The organism is Microbacterium sp. 22296, assembly GCF_052045385.1.
Taxonomy (GTDB): Bacteria; Actinomycetota; Actinomycetes; order Actinomycetales; family Microbacteriaceae; genus Microbacterium.
Genome location: NZ_JBQEOS010000001.1, coordinates 566,705 through 582,563, shown reverse-complemented (window position 1 = coordinate 582,563; position 15,859 = coordinate 566,705). Strand labels below are relative to the sequence as shown.

At 69.2% G+C, this 15,859-nt stretch carries 16 protein-coding genes; 3 read left to right on the top strand and 13 right to left on the bottom strand.

Translation table 11 applies throughout. The features are described from left to right. Nucleotides 1-53: 53 nt before the first annotated feature. The 3 genes from ACTJJP_RS02840 to ACTJJP_RS02830 all read right to left on the bottom strand — a co-directional run bounded on the left by ACTJJP_RS02840 (nt 54) and on the right by ACTJJP_RS02830 (nt 2,741). Nucleotides 54-362, bottom strand: coding sequence for an ATPase (locus ACTJJP_RS02840; protein WP_440773518.1), 309 nt, complete (start codon nt 360-362; stop codon nt 54-56). Nucleotides 363-508: 146 nt separating this feature from the next. After that, complete coding sequence (gene rpsD / locus ACTJJP_RS02835; RefSeq protein WP_440773517.1) at nt 509-1,138, bottom strand: 30S ribosomal protein S4; 630 nt, start codon at nt 1,136-1,138, stop codon at nt 509-511. 187 nt (nt 1,139-1,325) lie between these two features. After that, nucleotides 1,326-2,741, bottom strand: coding sequence for a replication-associated recombination protein A (locus tag ACTJJP_RS02830; RefSeq protein ID WP_440773516.1), 1,416 nt, complete (start codon nt 2,739-2,741; stop codon nt 1,326-1,328). A gap of 128 nt (nt 2,742-2,869) precedes the next feature. Between ACTJJP_RS02830 and ACTJJP_RS02825 the strand changes: the two genes are divergently transcribed. The 3 genes from ACTJJP_RS02825 (at nt 2,870) to ACTJJP_RS02815 (ending at nt 5,608) form a co-directional block, all read left to right on the top strand. Continuing rightward, complete coding sequence (locus ACTJJP_RS02825; protein ID WP_440773515.1) at nt 2,870-3,166, top strand: dioxygenase; 297 nt, start codon at nt 2,870-2,872, stop codon at nt 3,164-3,166. Nucleotides 3,167-3,247: 81 nt separating this feature from the next. After that, nucleotides 3,248-5,005 (top strand): DUF349 domain-containing protein, encoded by a 1,758-nt coding sequence (locus ACTJJP_RS02820; RefSeq protein WP_440773514.1) that lies wholly within the window; start codon nt 3,248-3,250, stop codon nt 5,003-5,005. A gap of 63 nt (nt 5,006-5,068) precedes the next feature. Next, nucleotides 5,069-5,608 (top strand): hypothetical protein, encoded by a 540-nt coding sequence (locus ACTJJP_RS02815; protein ID WP_440773513.1) that lies wholly within the window; start codon nt 5,069-5,071, stop codon nt 5,606-5,608. Here the strand turns inward: ACTJJP_RS02815 and ACTJJP_RS02810 are convergent. From ACTJJP_RS02810 to pdxS, 10 genes are all read right to left on the bottom strand, one after another. Then, complete coding sequence (locus ACTJJP_RS02810; protein WP_440773512.1) at nt 5,595-7,844, bottom strand: RelA/SpoT family protein; 2,250 nt, start codon at nt 7,842-7,844, stop codon at nt 5,595-5,597. The genes ACTJJP_RS02815 and ACTJJP_RS02810 overlap by 14 nt on opposite strands. A gap of 111 nt (nt 7,845-7,955) precedes the next feature. After that, nucleotides 7,956-8,942 (bottom strand): protein translocase subunit SecF, encoded by a 987-nt coding sequence (secF, locus tag ACTJJP_RS02805; RefSeq protein WP_440773511.1) that lies wholly within the window; start codon nt 8,940-8,942, stop codon nt 7,956-7,958. Next, nucleotides 8,942-10,651, bottom strand: a complete 1,710-nt coding sequence (gene secD / locus ACTJJP_RS02800) for a protein translocase subunit SecD (RefSeq protein WP_440773510.1) — start codon at nt 10,649-10,651, stop codon at nt 8,942-8,944. The genes secF and secD overlap by 1 nt, the downstream gene beginning before the upstream one ends. 45 nt (nt 10,652-10,696) lie before the next feature. Continuing rightward, entirely contained in the window at nt 10,697-11,137 is a 441-nt protein-coding gene (locus ACTJJP_RS02795; protein WP_440773509.1) for a preprotein translocase subunit YajC, read from the bottom strand. Between the two features lie 80 nt (nt 11,138-11,217). Then, entirely contained in the window at nt 11,218-12,264 is a 1,047-nt protein-coding gene (gene ruvB / locus ACTJJP_RS02790; RefSeq protein WP_440773508.1) for a Holliday junction branch migration DNA helicase RuvB, read from the bottom strand. Next, a complete protein-coding gene (ruvA, locus tag ACTJJP_RS02785) occupies nt 12,257-12,877 on the bottom strand; it encodes a Holliday junction branch migration protein RuvA (RefSeq protein ID WP_440773507.1) in 621 nt (206 codons plus the stop codon). The genes ruvB and ruvA overlap by 8 nt, the downstream gene beginning before the upstream one ends. A gap of 9 nt (nt 12,878-12,886) precedes the next feature. After that, nucleotides 12,887-13,489 carry a crossover junction endodeoxyribonuclease RuvC gene (ruvC, locus tag ACTJJP_RS02780; RefSeq protein ID WP_440773506.1) on the bottom strand — a complete coding sequence of 201 codons (603 nt, stop codon included), beginning with the start codon at nt 13,487-13,489 and terminating at the stop codon, nt 12,887-12,889. Between the two features lie 48 nt (nt 13,490-13,537). Beyond that, nucleotides 13,538-14,296 carry a YebC/PmpR family DNA-binding transcriptional regulator gene (locus tag ACTJJP_RS02775; protein WP_183419632.1) on the bottom strand — a complete coding sequence of 253 codons (759 nt, stop codon included), beginning with the start codon at nt 14,294-14,296 and terminating at the stop codon, nt 13,538-13,540. Between the two features lie 9 nt (nt 14,297-14,305). Beyond that, nucleotides 14,306-14,926 carry a pyridoxal 5'-phosphate synthase glutaminase subunit PdxT gene (gene pdxT, locus ACTJJP_RS02770; protein WP_440773505.1) on the bottom strand — a complete coding sequence of 207 codons (621 nt, stop codon included), beginning with the start codon at nt 14,924-14,926 and terminating at the stop codon, nt 14,306-14,308. Then, the gene (pdxS, locus tag ACTJJP_RS02765) at nt 14,916-15,800 is read right to left on the bottom strand and encodes a pyridoxal 5'-phosphate synthase lyase subunit PdxS (RefSeq protein ID WP_440773504.1); all 885 of its coding nucleotides are present in this window, start codon (nt 15,798-15,800) and stop codon (nt 14,916-14,918) included. Before pdxS ends, pdxT begins: the two co-directional genes overlap by 11 nt. Nucleotides 15,801-15,859 lie beyond the last annotated feature (59 nt).

Below are 15,859 nucleotides of genomic sequence, written 5' to 3'. Positions count from 1 at the left end.
TTCGTGCGCGTGCGCATGCCGCCCGCCGCGGCGGGACGACGGGCGCAGAGAGGTCAGTCGGAGGGCGAGAGGGTCTTCTTGGCCGCGGCGGCAGCACTGCCGACAGCATCGCCGGCGCGATCCACAGCGTCGGCCGCGTGGCCGGCAGCCGAGGCGGCGACGCCCTTGGCGTCGTCGAGGATGTCCGACAGGCGGGTCTCCTGCTCGTGGTAGGCGTCGCTCATGTGGTCGGTGAACTCGCCGATGCGGGAGTCGAGCTGGGCGAGCAGCTCCTGACCGCGGGGGTCTTTGTTGACGAGGTGGGCGGCGACGAATCCGCCGGCGATACCCAACGCGAACCAGACGAGGCTTTTCACGATCACCACTTCTTCCTCGATACGACGCCGCGTTCGCGGCATCCTTCATCGTAGGCGACGGTCCCCGTCCATCGCGCAAGCGAGACGGATGGCGCCACCCGGAACGACGAAGGGCGCCGGGAGAACCCCGACGCCCTTCTCTGCTCGCTGGATCAGCGGGCGGCGTAGTACTCGACGACGAGCTGCACGTCGCACGTGACGGGCACCTCGGCGCGCTTGGGGCGACGCAGGAGCTTCGCCTGGAGCGTGGCGAGGTCGACCTCGAGGTAGCCCGGAACGGGGGGCAGAACCTCGGCGTGACCACCGGCGGCCGCGACCTGGAAGGGCTCGAGGCCCTCGCTCTTCGGCTTGACGTGGATCTGCTGACCGGCCTTGACGCGGAACGACGGGCGGTCCACGAGCTGGCCGTCGACCAGGATGTGGCGGTGCACGACGAGCTGGCGAGCCTGCGCGGTGGTGCGGGCGAAGCCCGAACGCACGACGAGGGCGTCCAGACGCATCTCGAGCAGCTCGACCAGGTTCTCACCGGTCAGGCCGTCGGTGCGGCGGGCCTCGTTGAACGCGATGCGCAGCTGCTTCTCGCGGATGCCGTACTGCTCGCGCAGACGCTGCTTCTCGCGGAGACGGACGGCGTAGTCGCTGTCGGCCTTGCGCTTGGTGCGGCCGTGCTCGCCGGGAGCGTAGGGACGCTTCTCGAGGTAGCGGGCGGCCTTGGGGGTGAGTGCGACGCCGAGGGCGCGCGACAGACGCACCTTGCGGCGGTCCTGAGACTTCGTGGTCACGAAGTTCTCCTTCCGATGACGTGGCCGCGCCTTTCACGGCTCACGGGCGTATCGCCCCCTTCCGCCCGATCCGAAGCGCACGCCGGGGCGCACCGGAAGGTGATCACAGGAAGGAGGGGATGCCCGAAAACCCTGTTTCGAGCCGATTCATGCTATCAGAGCCCGCCGGAAGGCCCGGGTGCGGCCTTCAGGTGCCGTCGAGGATGCGGCGGATCTTCTCGAGCCTCACCGACACGTCGCGCTCGGCTCCGTGGTTCGTGGGTTCGTAGTAACGGCGTCCGCGCAACTCGTCGGGCAGATACTGCTGCGCGACGATCCCGATCTCGCTGTCGTGGGCGTACTTGTAGCCCTTGCCGTGGCCGAGACGCTTCGCCCCGGGATAGTGCGCGTCGCGCAGGTGCATCGGCACGCGTCCGAAGCCGCCGGCGCGCACATCGGCGATCGCGGCGTTGATGGCGGTGTAGGCGGCGTTCGACTTCGCGGTCGTGGCGAGGTAGACGGTCGCCTCGGCGAGGGGGATGCGCCCCTCGGGCATTCCGATGAAGGCGACTGCGTCGGCGGCGGCCACGGCGATCTGCAGCGCGTGGGGGTCGGCCATGCCGATGTCTTCGGCGGCGGAGATCACGAGGCGCCGCGCGATGAAGCGCGGGTCCTCCCCCGCCTCGATCATGCGCGCGAGGTAGTGGATCGCGGCATCCGGGTCGGATCCGCGCACCGACTTGATGAAGGCGCTGATGACGTCGTAATGCTCGTCCCCCTGCCGGTCGTAGCGCAGGAGGGCGCGATCGACGGCCTGGGCGATGTGATCGGCCGTGATGACCGTCACGGGTGCGGTGTCGTCAGCGGCTCCCGCCTCGCCGTCGTCGGCCTCGTCCGTGTCGTCGTCGGTTCCGCCGGAGTCGGGCGCCGGTGCCGCAGCATCCAGGTCTCCCGCGACGGCGGCTGCCGCTTCGAGTGCGGTGAGCGCGCGACGGGCGTCTCCGGAGGCCAGGCGCACCAGGGCGGCGCGGGCGTCGTCGTCGAGTTCCACCCGGCCGGCCAGACCCCGCGGGTCGCGCACGGCGCGGTCGACGAGGGCTCCGAGGTCGTCGTCGCCGAGCGGCCGCAGCGTCAGCAGGAGCGAACGCGACAACAACGGCGAGATGACGGAGAACGAGGGGTTCTCGGTCGTCGCAGCGATGAGCACGACCCACCCGTTCTCGACTCCCGGCAGCAAAGCGTCTTGCTGGGCCTTGGTGAAGCGGTGGATCTCATCGAGGAACAGGATGGTCGACTGCCCGTACAGGTCGCGCTGCGTCAGGGCCTCCTGCATGACCTCGCGAACGTCCTTCACCCCCGCCGTGATCGCCGACAGCTCCACGAACCGCCGCCCCGACGACCGCGCGATCGCCTGGGCGAGCGTGGTCTTGCCCGTGCCCGGCGGGCCCCACAGGATGACGGAGACGGCGGAGACGGATGCCGAGGAGTCGGTCGTGGCGAGGGTGACCAGAGGTGAACCGGGACGCAGCAGATGCCCCTGCCCGGCCACCTCGTCGAGGCTCACGGGCCGCATCCGCACGGCGAGCGGCGTCTGGCCCTGGAAGAGCGCCGAGGAGGGGGTCACCGCTCCAGGCTAACCGGGGCCCGGCCGCGACGGACCCGTCTTCGCGGCGCCGTGCGTCGCGGGGCCGCCGGGCCGGCGCGCGCGGTGTTTGTAGGATCGACGAGTCCGGACGGGCAGAGGAGGTCGATGTGGCGACGCGCGGAAACGGTCGGCAGACGCGGGAGCAGCGGGAACGTACCCGTGCCTACCAGGCGCGACTGCAGCTGCACGAACGGCAGGGACGCCGGCGCACGCGTGACAACGTGATCGCGCTCGTCGTGGGCCTCGTCGTCATCCTCGGTGCGATCGGCGCGCAGACGGCATACTTCGTCGCGGGACCCGGGGCGCCCGAGCCGGCGCCGACGTCGACCCCCGCCCCGAGCGCGCCCGCGACCGAGACCCCCGCGACCCCCGCTCCGGATGCCACGGAGTCGGCCGCACCCTGATCCTGTGCCGGCGGGGCGGCTCGTACTAGGCTCGGAGGGTCCTTCTCCCCCAGGCGGCTCTGCCGCGATGAGGTGCTATTCGTGTCTTCCGCTTCCACCCCCGAGACCTCCGACCCGCGCGACGCCGCGAGCAACGCCGAGGCCGACGCTTCTTCCCCGACCGAGGTGCAGACCGGCGACGTCTCCCCCACCGCGGGTGAGCAGACGGCCCCGTCCGCCGCAGACGAGGTCGTCGCGGACACCGAGCCCGACGCGGTTCCCGACGTCGACCCGAGCCGCGAGGCCGAGGTCGACGCAGGCGACGAGTCGGCCGCCGAGTCCGAAGACGACGCGCCCGTCGCCGACGACGCGCCCGTGGCGGACGAGACTGACGCCGCTGCGGAGACCGCTTCCGACGAGTCCGCTGCCGGGGAGGCGGAGCCCGAGGCCCAGCCCGCCGCGGACGCTGAGCTTGTCGCCGACGCCGAGACGGTCGCCGACGAGAACGTCGCAGACGCGGCTTCCGCGGACGACGCCGAGCCCTTCTCCGCCGCCCCCTCGCCCGCGCAGCCGGCGGCCCGCCCCGGCCCGCGCCTGCCCGGACCTCCCCCCGGTGCGACGGCGTCGAAGACCACGACACCGCCGTGGGGTCGCGTCGACGACGACGGCACCGTGTCGGTTCGCGAAGGCGACGACTGGCGCGAGGTCGGGCAGTACCCCGACGGCACGCCCGCCGAAGCCCTCGCCTACTTCCAGCGCAAGTTCTCCGATCTCGCCGGCGAGGTCACTCTGATCGAGACCCGTCACCGCCGAGGTGGTGCGTCGGCATCCGATCTGCGCTCGACCGCCAAGACGCTGCGCGCCAAACTCGACGGCGCCGCCGCCGTGGGCGACCTGGCCGCCCTCATCGCCCGTGTCGACGCCCTCACCGCCGAACTCGCCGAGGCGAGTGCGACCGAGGCCGTCGCCGCCAAGCAGGCGAGCGAAGAGGCCGTGCGCGAGCGCACCGCGATCGTCGAAGAGGCGGAGGCCCTCGCGGCACGCGATCCGCAGACCGTGCAGTGGAAGCAGATGACCGCCGACATGACGGCGCTGTTCGACCGGTGGCAGGCGCACCAGCAGAACGGCCCGCGCCTGTCGAAGTCGACCGCCCAGCAGTTGTGGCGTCGCTTCCGTGACGCGCGCGCCACGGTGGACCGCCACCGCCGCGAGTTCTTCTCGTCGCTCGACGAGACGCACAAGTCGGCACGCGAAGCCAAGACCCGTCTCGTCGAGCGCGCCGAGGCGCTCGCTCCGCGCGGCGAAGACGGGATCAACGCCTACCGCGACCTGCTCGACGCGTGGAAGGCATCCGGGCGCGCGGGTCGCAAGGTCGACGACGCGTTGTGGGCCCGCTTCAAGGCTGCCGGTGACGCCCTCTACGGCGCGCGGATCGAGCGGGAGTCCGCCGAGAACGAGGCGTCGATCGAGAAGATCGAGCAGAAGCGCGCGCTCCTGGCCGAGGCCGCGCCGATCGTCGACGAGAAGAACCTCGCGACCGCCCGTCAGAAGCTGACCGCGATCCAGCGCCAGTGGGACGAGATCGGACGCATCTTCCCGCGCGACAAGGAGAGAACCCTCGACGACGAGCTGCGCAAGATCGAGCAGAGCGTCCGCACCCGCGAAGACGCCGACTGGAAGCGCAACGACCCCGAGCAGAAGGCGCGAGCCAACGACATGACGCGTCAGTTGACCGACGCGATCGACAAGCTCGAGGCCGAGCTCGCCGAGGCCGAGGCCCGCGGCGACAAGCGCGCCGCCGCGCAGGCCGCGGAAGCCCTCGAAGCGCGTCGCACCTGGCTGCGCGCGCTCGGCGGCTGAGCGGTTCTCCACAGGTCCGACGCTCCGGCGTCCCGGGCGACATCGTCCCGCCACACTGGCGGGATGGTGTCGCCCTTCCTGTTCTTCGCCGACGAGCGTCTCTCACTCGCCGAGTTGTCCGCCGCGTGCCTCGATGGTCTGCTCGTGCCCCTCGGCGAGGGTTTCATGCCCGCCGACGCCGCAGAGACACCGTGGATGCGCGCCCGAAGTCTCTTCCCCCTGCTGGGCGAGCGGTGGGCGGCCGTACGCGCCAGCGCGGCGTGGATCCACGGGGCGGTCTCCGAGGAACCGACTCCGCACCACGTGCAGAGGGTCGGGCCGACACGCGTGCGGGCTCGCTCCGACGCCCGCACGGTCTTCCATGATGTGCGTCTCGAACCCGCGGACGTGTGCGCGATCGCGGGTGTCCACGTGAGCTCACCCGGACGGACGCTCGTCGACCTCGCCCGCTCCGACGACGACGGCGAGCGGGACCTCGCGTGCACCTGGGCGACCACTGATCCGCTCGTGCGCGGCGCGGCGGAGAGGTGGCTCGAAGGGCATCCGCGCTTTCCTCACGGACGACGCGCGACGGTCCTGTTGTCGGGGCTCACGACGAGGTGACGCGGTAGACGTCGTAGACGGCGTCGATGCGTCGGACGGCGTTCAGCACCCGGTCCAGGTGCACGGTGTCGCCCATCTCGAAGACGAACTTGCTGAGGGCGAGCCGGTCGTTGGTGGTCGACACGGTCGCCGAGAGGATGTTGACGTGATGCTCGCTGAGTACGCGCGTGACGTCGCTGAGCAGCCCCGATCGATCGAGGGCTTCGACCTGGATCTGTACAAGGAAGACGCTCTTGGTCGTCGGCGCCCACTCCACGTCGATCAGACGGTCGGGTTCTTCCTTCAACGAGCGCACATTGGTGCAGTCGCCGCGGTGGACCGAGACACCGCTTCCGCGGGTCACGAAGCCGACGATGTCGTCACCGGGGACCGGGGTGCAGCACTTGGCGAGCTTGACCAGGATGTCGGGGGCGCCGCGCACGAGCACGCCGGAGTCGCCGCCGCGCGGGGCCCGGCTGCGTCCGACGGGGATGTCGATGGGGCCGGTGTTGGTCTCTTCGACGCTGACGAGGGCGGTGACCTTCTCGATCACCGACTGCGTCGAGACGTGTCCCTCACCGACCGCGGCATACAGTGCGGAGACGTCTTCGTAGTGGAAGAGTCGAGCCACCTCCGTGAAGGAGTCCTGGCTCATCAGGCGCTGCAACGGAAGGTTCTGCCGACGCATCGCGCGTGCGATGGAATCCTTGCCCTGCTCGATCGCCTCTTCGCGGCGTTCCTTGGTGAACCACCCGCGGATCTTGTTGCGCGCGCGGGTGCTCTTGACGAAGCCGAGCCAGTCCTGACTCGGGCCGGCATCGGGGTTCTTGGAGGTGAAGACCTCGACTACATCGCCGCTCTGCAGAGCGGACTCCAATGGCACGAGACGTCCGTTGACCTTCGCGCCCATGGTGCGGTGGCCGATCTCGGTGTGGACCGCGTACGCGAAATCGACGGGTGTCGCCCCGGTGGGAAGACCGACGACGCGGCCCTTGGGGGTGAAGACGTAGACCTCTTTGGCGCCGATCTCGAACCGCAGCGAGTCGAGGAACTCCCCCGGATCGGCGGTCTCGGCCTGCCAGTCGGAGATATGGGCGATCCACGCCATGTCGGCGTCGACGGCTTTGGCATCCGACTTCGTGCCCGCCATGCGCTCTTTGTACTTCCAGTGCGCCGCGACACCGAACTCGGCCTGCTGATGCATCTCGTGCGTGCGGATCTGAATCTCGACGGTGCGTCCGCCGGGACCGATGACCGTGGTGTGAAGCGACTGGTACAGGTTGAACTTCGGGGTCGCGATGTAGTCCTTGAAGCGACCGGGCAGGGGCGTCCACCGCGCGTGGATGGCGCCGAGCACGGCATAGCAGTCGCGCACGGTGCCCACCAGGATGCGAATGCCGATGAGGTCGTAGATGTCGTCGAACTCGCGGCCGCGTACGACCATCTTCTGGTAGACGGAGTAGAGCTGCTTCGGTCGTCCCATGACGCGGCCGCGCACGCGCAACTCGCGCAGGTCGGCGTCGACGGCGTCGATGACGTTCTGCACGTACTGCTCGCGCTGCGGGGTTCGCTGTTTGACCAGGCTCTCGATCTCGGCGTAGAGCTTGGGATGCATCACGGCGAACGAGAGGTCTTCGAGCTCGCTCTTGATGGCCTGGATGCCGAGGCGGTGCGCGAGCGGCGCGTAGATCTCGAGCGTCTCGGTGGCCTTCTTCGCCGCCTTGTGCGGGGGCACGAACCCCCACGTGCGCGCGTTGTGCAGACGATCGGCGAGCTTGATCAGCAGGACGCGGATGTCTTTCGACATCGCCACGATCATCTTGCGGACGGTTTCGGCCTGGGCGCTGTCGCCGTACTTGACCTTGTCGAGTTTGGTGACTCCGTCGACCAGCATCGCCACTTCGTCGCCGAAGTCGGCGGCGAGTTCGTCGAGCGGATACCCGGTGTCTTCGACCGTGTCGTGGAGGAGGGCGGCGGCGATGGCTTTGGGACCGAGACCGAGCTCGGCGAGGATCTGCGCCACCGCGAGCGGGTGCGTGATGTACGGCTCGCCACTCTGGCGCTTCTGGCCGTCGTGCGCCTTGTCGGCGACGGCGTACGCCCGTTCGATGATCGCGAGATCGCCCTTGGGGTGATGCGTGCGCACCGTGCGCAGCAGCTTGTCGACGTCGTCACGACGCGCGGCGCGTGAGAAGATGCGCGGAACGAGACGTCGCAGTGACGACGGTGGCGGCGCGGAAGACGTGGTCTCGGTCATCGCCACCTCTCCCTCACGGTCGGTCGTCCAAGTCTACGCCCCGACAGGTGAGGCCCCGACGCCATGTCGGGGCCTCACCTCGGGACCGAGCGTTGTGTATCGGGACCGGCCTCAGGCCGGAACCCCTGCCTTCTCGCGAGCGGCGCGCACGCGCGCGTCGCGCTGCGCCACCGGCGCCTCCTTCTCACGCAGGAGGGCGTACATCGGCACGGCGACGAACAGCGTGGAGTACGCCGCGACGATGGTACCGACGAAGATCGACAGCGAGATGTCGCTCAGCGTGCGGGCGCCGAGGGGCACGCCGATGAAGAGGATCGCTCCGACCGGCAGGATCGCGACCACGGTGGTGTTGATCGAGCGGATGAGCGTCTGGTTCGCGGCGAGGTTGACCGACTCGGCGAACGTGCGCCCGGATATCTCGCCGTCCTCCCGCGTGTTCTCTCGAACCTTGTCGAAGACGACGGTGGTGTCGTACAACGCGTACGACAGGATCGTGAGGAAGCCGATGACGGCGGCCGGGGAGATCTCGAACCCGAACACGGCGTACACGCCGATGGTGATGACGAGCACGTCGACGAGGCCGATGATCGCCGCGACGGACATCTTCCACGTGCGGAAGTAGATCGCCAGGATCAGGAACGTCAGCGCGAGGAAGATCGACAGACCCCAGAGCGACTGACGGGTGACGTCGTTGCCCCAGGTCGGGCCGATGAACGAGTTCGTGATCTCGGATGACGGCACGTCGTAGGCGGTGGCGAGGGCAGCCGACACGGCCTGCGCCTGATCGTTGTCGAGCTCGTCGGTCTGTACACGTACGGCCTGGTCGTTGATCGTCGAAACGCGCGTGGTGGCGCCCGGGAGCACCGACGCGACGGCTTCGGTCGCGAGCGACTGATCGAGGGACGCGGGGTTCGACACGGTGAACTGCGCGCCACCGGTGAACTCGATGGAGAACTGCACCGGGCGGAAGAGCGGCACGAGAGCCGCGCCGATGACGAGCACCGCGGCGATGATGAACCACAGGCGGCGACGCTGAACGAACGGGAAAGAGGTCTTGCCCGAGTAGAGGTCGTTACCGAGTTGCGTCATGGAGCGCATCAGTCGTCTCCCTCCTTCGTGGAGCGGCTATCACCGCGGCCGGCGGCAGCGAGCTCGGCTTGCTTGCGCTCGGCGATGGTCTGACGGCGCTGTGCTTCGCCACGCGAGCGCTTGACGCGCGACGCCTCGGCGACGGGGGCGCGGAACTGGGCGCGGCCGCGGTAGACGGCTCCCAGCGCCTGCGGGTCCATCCCGGAGAGCGGGTGGCCCGAGCCGAAGAAGCGTGTGCGCGCCAGCAGCTGCATGACCGGGTGGGTGAAGAGGATGAAGATCAGGATGTCGATCGCGGTCGTCAGCCCGAGCGTGAACGCGAAGCCCTTCACCGTGGCATCCGCGAGGATGTACAGCACGACGGCCGCGAGGATGTTGATCGACTTCGAGATGTAGATCGTGCGCTTCGCGCGGGCCCATCCGTCCTCGACCGCCGCGGTGATCGACTTGCCGTCGCGCAACTCGTCTCGGATGCGTTCGAAGTAGACGATGAACGAGTCCGCCGTGAAGCCGATCGTGACGATCAGACCCGCGACGCCGGCGAGCGACAGACGGAACCCGGCACGCCAGGCCAAGATGCACAGTGCCACGTAGGTGAGCACAGCCATCACGCCGAGCGACGCGATGATCACGGTGCCGAGCGCGCGGTAGACGATCAACGAGTAGATCGCGACCAGGCCCAGGCCGATGAGGCCGGCGATGAATCCGACCTGCAGCTGCTGCGACCCGAGGGTGGCCGAGACGGTGTCGGAGCTGACGACCGTGAAGCTCAGGGGCAGAGCACCGTACTTCAGCTGGTCGGCGAGAGCCTTCGACGACTCCTGCGTGAAGCTGCCGGTGATGCTCGGGCGCCCGTCGAGGATCGTGCCCTGCATGACGGGAGCCGACAGCACCGAACCGTCGAGCACGAACGCGAACTGGTTGAGCGGGGCCTGCAGCGCGACGAGGCGCTGGCTGATCTGACCGAACGTCTCCGTCCCCTGGTCGTTGAAGACGAGGTTGACGGCCCAGCGACCCGTGTTCTGCTCCTGGCCGTTCGTCGCGTCGACGATGTCGGTGCCGTTCAGCTCGACGGGGCCGAGGATGTACTTGCCGCCGTCGTCGATGCCGCACGTGATCATGGGCTGGTCCGCGGGGGCCTGCGACGGGTCGGACGGCGGGTTGGCGCAGTCGTAAGCGAGGAACTCCGCCTGCAGGGCCGGCGTGATGTAGGCCGGGTCGCTCGCACTGGTGGGCGAAGCGGTCGGCGTCGCCGGCAGTGCGGGGTCGGGCGTCGGGTACGGCGTGGAGTTGCCGTCCGCACCGACGAACGAGGTCGCCTGCGAGCCCGTGAACAGCACCGGACGCAGCTGCAGCTGAGCAGAGCTCTGGATGCGCTGGCGCGTGGCCTCGTCGGCCTCGCCGGGGATCTGCACGACGATGTTCCTGCCGCCCTCGGTGGCGACATCGGTCTCACCGACACCGGAGGCGTCGACGCGCTGACGGATGATCGTGACGGCTTGCTGCAGCTGCTCGCCGTCGGGCGCTGCGCCGTCGGTGGTCTGGGCCTGCAGGATGATCTGCGTGCCGCCCTGGAGGTCGAGGGCGAGGTCGGGGGTCCAGGAGCTGGCATTGAAGGTGTACACACCCAGGGCGTTGATACCGAAGAGCACGCCGGTGATGGCGAGCAGTCCGGTCAAAACGCGCCAGGCGTGACGGACGGGAGTCGAGGGCGCCACGGAGTCGGCTTTCTGTGCGGCGGTGAACGAAAGGAGAGGGGGTGGTCAGACCGCGGGGCGGTCCTTGTCGTCACGCTCGACGTCGACGGTGTCCTGACGCGCGGCACGCTTGTCGTCGCTGATCGAGGTGGTGTCGCCGTCGGCGACCCCCGCGATGTACTCGGCCTCGGACTCCTCGGCGTCGATGAACTCGTCTTCGGTGACGGCTCCCTCGATCGGGTCGACGATGCGCAGCACGGCCTGGCTGTGCACCTTGATGACGATGCCGGGGGCGATCTCGACGAGCGCCGGCTTGTCGAGGTCTTCACCGTCGTACTCGACGATGGTGCCGTAGAGGCCACCCTGCAGCAGCACCTCGGCGCCGGGAACCGTGTCGCGGGCCTTCTTCTCCTGCTCGGCCTTCTGCTTCTTCAGGCGGCGGCGGGAGCTCACGAACATGAAGACGAGCAGACCGGCCAGCAGAAGGGGAAGGAGGAGACTATCCATGGAGGCGGTGCACCTTTCAAATCAGGCGCGCCGTGCGGCACTGCCTAGCGAGGGTCGGGGAATCCCCCGCCGAGTATAGGTCATACGCCCTGGCTGAACCGGAGCACGCCGTCGGGATGGGGGGCGCCGAGGTGGTCGTAGGCGTCGGGCGTCGCCACGCGGCCGCGGGGCGTACGCCCCATGAATCCGATGCGTACGAGGTAGGGCTCGACCACTGATTCGATGGTCTCGGCTTCTTCTCCGACGGTGACCGCGAGTGTGCTCAGACCCACCGGGCCCCCGCGGAACCGTCGCACGAGTGCGTCGAGTACGGCGCGGTCCAGGCGGTCGAGGCCGATGGCGTCGACGTCGTAGAGATCGAGCGCGGCGCCCACCGTGCGGAGGTCGGCGTGACCGTCGTCGGCGCCGTCGGAGGGACCGTGGACGACGAGGTAGTCGCGCACCCGGCGCAGCAGGCGGTTCGCGATGCGGGGTGTGCCGCGCGAGCGGCGGGCGATCTCCGAACGAGCTGTGCCCGGGAGACCCACGTCGAGCAGTGATGCCGAGCGTGAGACCACCAGCTCGAGCTCTTCGGGCTCGTAGTACTCCAGGTGGGCGGTGAAGCCGAAGCGATCGCGCAGAGGGTTGGGGAGGAGCCCCGCGCGCGTCGTGGCGCCGACGAGGGTGAACGGGGAGAGGTCGAGAGGGATGCTCGTCGCGCCCGCGCCCTTGCCGACCATGATGTCGATGCGGAAGTCCTCCATCGCGAGATACAGCATCTCTTCCGCCGAGCGGGCCATGCGGTGGATCTCGTCGATGAAGAGCACCTCGCCCGGCGTGAGCGAGGACAGCAGCGCCGCCAGGTCTCCGGCGTGCTGGATGGCCGGTCCGCTCGAGAGGCGCAGCGGTCGACCGCTCTCGTGGGCGACGATCATAGCGAGCGTCGTCTTCCCCAGGCCGGGTGGGCCCGAGAGCAGGATGTGGTCGGGCGAGCGCTGCTGGATGCGGGCGGCGTCGAGCAGCAGCTGCAGCTGCGCGCGCACTTTGTGCTGACCGACGAACTCGTCCAGCGAGACGGGGCGCAACGCTCCTTCGATCGCGAGCTCGGTGTCGTCGTCGGGCGTGCCGGCGTCGCGGACGTCAGCCACCCACGGTCTCCTTGCGTGCGGGTCCGAGCATCGCCAGTGTCAGTCGTAGTAGCGCCTGTACCGACGCGCGGTCGCCGTCGGAGGCGTTCTCGGCGACGGATGCCACGGCTTCGGCCGCGGTGCGCTCGCTCCATCCGAGCCCGACCAGCGCCTGCGTGACCTGCAGGGGAACCTGCCCGCGCGCACCGATGGCTGCGGGAGCGGTCGTCGGGACGACGGCGAGTTTGCCCGCGAGCTGCACGACGATGAGTTTGGCGGTCTTGGGGCCGATGCCCGACACCCGACGGAAGGGCGCGTCGTCGTCGTCGGCGACGGCCTGCGCGATCTGCGGCACCGTCAGCGACGACAGCACGCCGAGCGCGGACTTGGGTCCGACGCCGGTCACGCTGATGAGCTGCGTGAAGACGACCAGCTCTTCGCGGCTCTCGAAGCCGAACAGCGACAGGGCGTCTTCGCGCACGATGAGGTTCGTGTGCAGGTGCACGTCTGTCCCGACGTGGACCGTCCGTGCCAATTGGGCGGTGACGGCGACGGAGAAACCGACACCGCCCACCACGACCACGAGCGAGTCATCGGCGACGTGGGCCACCGCCCCGTGCAGCGAAGAGATCATGCCGGTAGCTTACGCACCCGTTCGTACATCCGTTCGAGCGACACGGACCTGTGGAGAACGACGCTTCTCCGCGTCCCGCCACGCCCGCTGAGCGGGCGTCAACGTCGCTTGGTCGGAGACGGACTCCGCTCCCCCGCGCCACGCGTGACAGAGCGCGATGGCCAGCGCATCGGCGGCATCCGCGGGCTGGGGAAGCGCATCGAGGCGCAGCACGCGCGCGACCATGGTCTGTACCTGGAGTTTGTCGGCGGAGCCGTAACCGGTGATCGCGGCCTTCACCTCGCTCGGGGTGTGGGTCGCGGCCGGGATGCCGTGCTCTGCGGCCAGCAGGAGCGCGATGCCGCTGGCCTGGGCCGTCCCCATCACGGAATGACGATTGTTCTGCGCGAAGACGCGCTCGACGGCGACCACCCCGGGATCGTGCTCGGCCAGCACGAGACGGATGCCGGCGGCGATCGCGGCGAGCCGCTTCTCGATGGGATCGGTCGTCAGGGAGCGGACGACCCCCACGTGCACCAGAGATGCGGTGCGGTTCGGCGAGACATCGACGACCCCGACGCCGCAACGGGTGAGGCCGGGGTCGATTCCGAGGACGCGGAGGGAACGTGACACGGCCCCCACGCTAAGCGCAGGGGCCGTGTGCGAATCGAGGGCGCGCCCTTACTCGTCGTTCTCGAGCTCGGCCTGCACCTCGGCGGTGAGGTCGAAGTTCGTGTAGACGTTCTGCACGTCGTCGCTGTCTTCGAGGGCGTCGATGAGGCGGAACACCTTGCGCGCGGTGTCCGCGTCGACCTCCACCTTCAGCGAGGGGACGAACTCGACGTCGGCCGAGTCGTACTCGATTCCGGCCTCCTGCAGGGCGCTGCGCACCGAGACGAGGTCGGTGGCCTCGGTGATGACGCCGAACCCCTCGCCGTGCGGCTCGACCTCTTCGGCGCCGGCCTCGAGGACCGCGAGCATGACGTCGTCTTCGGTCGTCCCTTCGGCGGGCACGACGATGACGCCTTTGCGGCTGAAGTTGTAGGCGACGCTGCCCGGATCGGCGAGGGTGCCGCCGTTACGGCTGAGGGCGGTGCGCACCTCGGCGGCGGCGCGGTTCTTGTTGTCGGTCAGACACTCGATGAGGAACGCCACGCCGTTGGGGCCGTAGCCCTCGTACATGATCGAGGCGTACTCGACGGCTTCGCCGCCGATGCCGGCACCGCGCTTGATGGCACGGTCGATGTTGTCTTTGGGGACCGAGGTCTTCTTGGCTTTCAGGACCGCGTCGAACAGCGTCGGGTTGCCCTGGAGGTCGGCTCCACCGAGCTTCGCCGCGACCTCGATGTTCTTGATGAGCTTGGCCCACGACTTGGCGCGGCGGGAGTCGATGACCGCCTTCTTGTGCTTGGTCGTGGCCCATTTGGAGTGTCCGGACATTTCTCCAGTTTACGATGCGGGGGCGCTGATGCCGCGTCGGTTGCGCACGTGCTGCAGGAACCGCTCGTGAAGGCGCGTCTCTCCCGTCGATTCGGGGTGGAACGCCGTTCCCAGCAGTACCCCCTGTTCGATGGCGACGACGCGTCCGTCGGCAAGGGATGCCAGAGGCACGGCGGCCGGGCCCCACTCCACGACCGCGGGGGCACGGATGAAGACGGCGTGCACGGGGGGTTCACCCAACGCCGGTACGTCGAGATCGGTCTCGAACGACGCGGTCTGACTGCCGAAGACGTTGCGTGCGACGCGCGCGTCGATGCCCCCGAACGTCCGCTGTCCGGCGATGGCCCCGTCGATGCGGTCGGCCAGCAGGATCAGGCCCGCGCACGTGCCGTACATCGGCAGGCCGGCGGCGATCGCCGCGCGAATCGGATCGAACAGTCCGAAGGCGCGAGCGAGCTTGTCGATGACGCTCGACTCGCCGCCGGGGAGCACGAGACCCTCCACGGCGGCGAGTTCCTCGGGCCGACGCACGGGTCGTGCGTCGGCTCCGAGGGTGGTCAGCATCGACAGGTGCTCGCACACATCGCCCTGGAGGGCGAGCACTCCGACGCGCGGGGTGCTACCAGCCACGCTCGGCCAGGCGGTGAGGTGCGGGGAGGTCGGCGACGTTGATGCCGACCATCGCCTCGCCGAGCCCGCGCGACGCTTCCGCGACGATCTTCGGGTCATCGTGGAAGGTGGTGGCCTTCACGATCGCGGCGGCGCGCTGGGCGGGATTGCCCGACTTGAAGATGCCCGAGCCCACAAAGACGCCGTCGGCGCCGAGCTGCATCATCATGGCGGCGTCGGCCGGAGTCGCCACTCCCCCGGCGGTGAACAGGACGACGGGGAGCTTTCCGGTCTCGGCGATCTCGGCGACGAGGTCGTAGGGCGCCTGCAGCTCCTTCGCGGCCACGTAGAGCTCGTCCTTGGTCTTGGCGCGCAAGGCGTTGATCTCACCGCGGATGGTTCGGATGTGCTTGGTCGCCTCCGACACGTCGCCCGTGCCGGCCTCGCCCTTGGAGCGGATCATGGCCGCTCCCTCGGTGATGCGGCGCAGGGCCTCGCCCAGGTTCGTCGCACCGCACACGAACGGCACGGTGAAGCCGTACTTGTCGATGTGGTTGACGTAGTCGGCGGGCGAGAGCACCTCGGACTCGTCGATGTAGTCGACACCGAGCTCCTGCAGGATCTGCGCCTCGACGAAGTGGCCGATACGGGCTTTGGCCATGACGGGGATGGAGACGGTCGCGATGATCTCGTCGATCAGGTCGGGATCGCTCATGCGTGCGACGCCGCCCTGAGCGCGGATGTCGGCGGGGACTCGCTCGAGCGCCATGACGGCGACGGCGCCGGCGTCTTCGGCGATGCGGGCCTGCTCGGCGGTGACGACATCCATGATGACGCCGCCCTTGAGCATCTCGGCGAGACCGCGCTTCACGCGGGGGGTTCCGGTGTCGGTCATGTCCACTCCGTTCCGCGCCCTCCGGCGCGTGGTTCCGCGCCGCGTGGCGCGTTGATTGG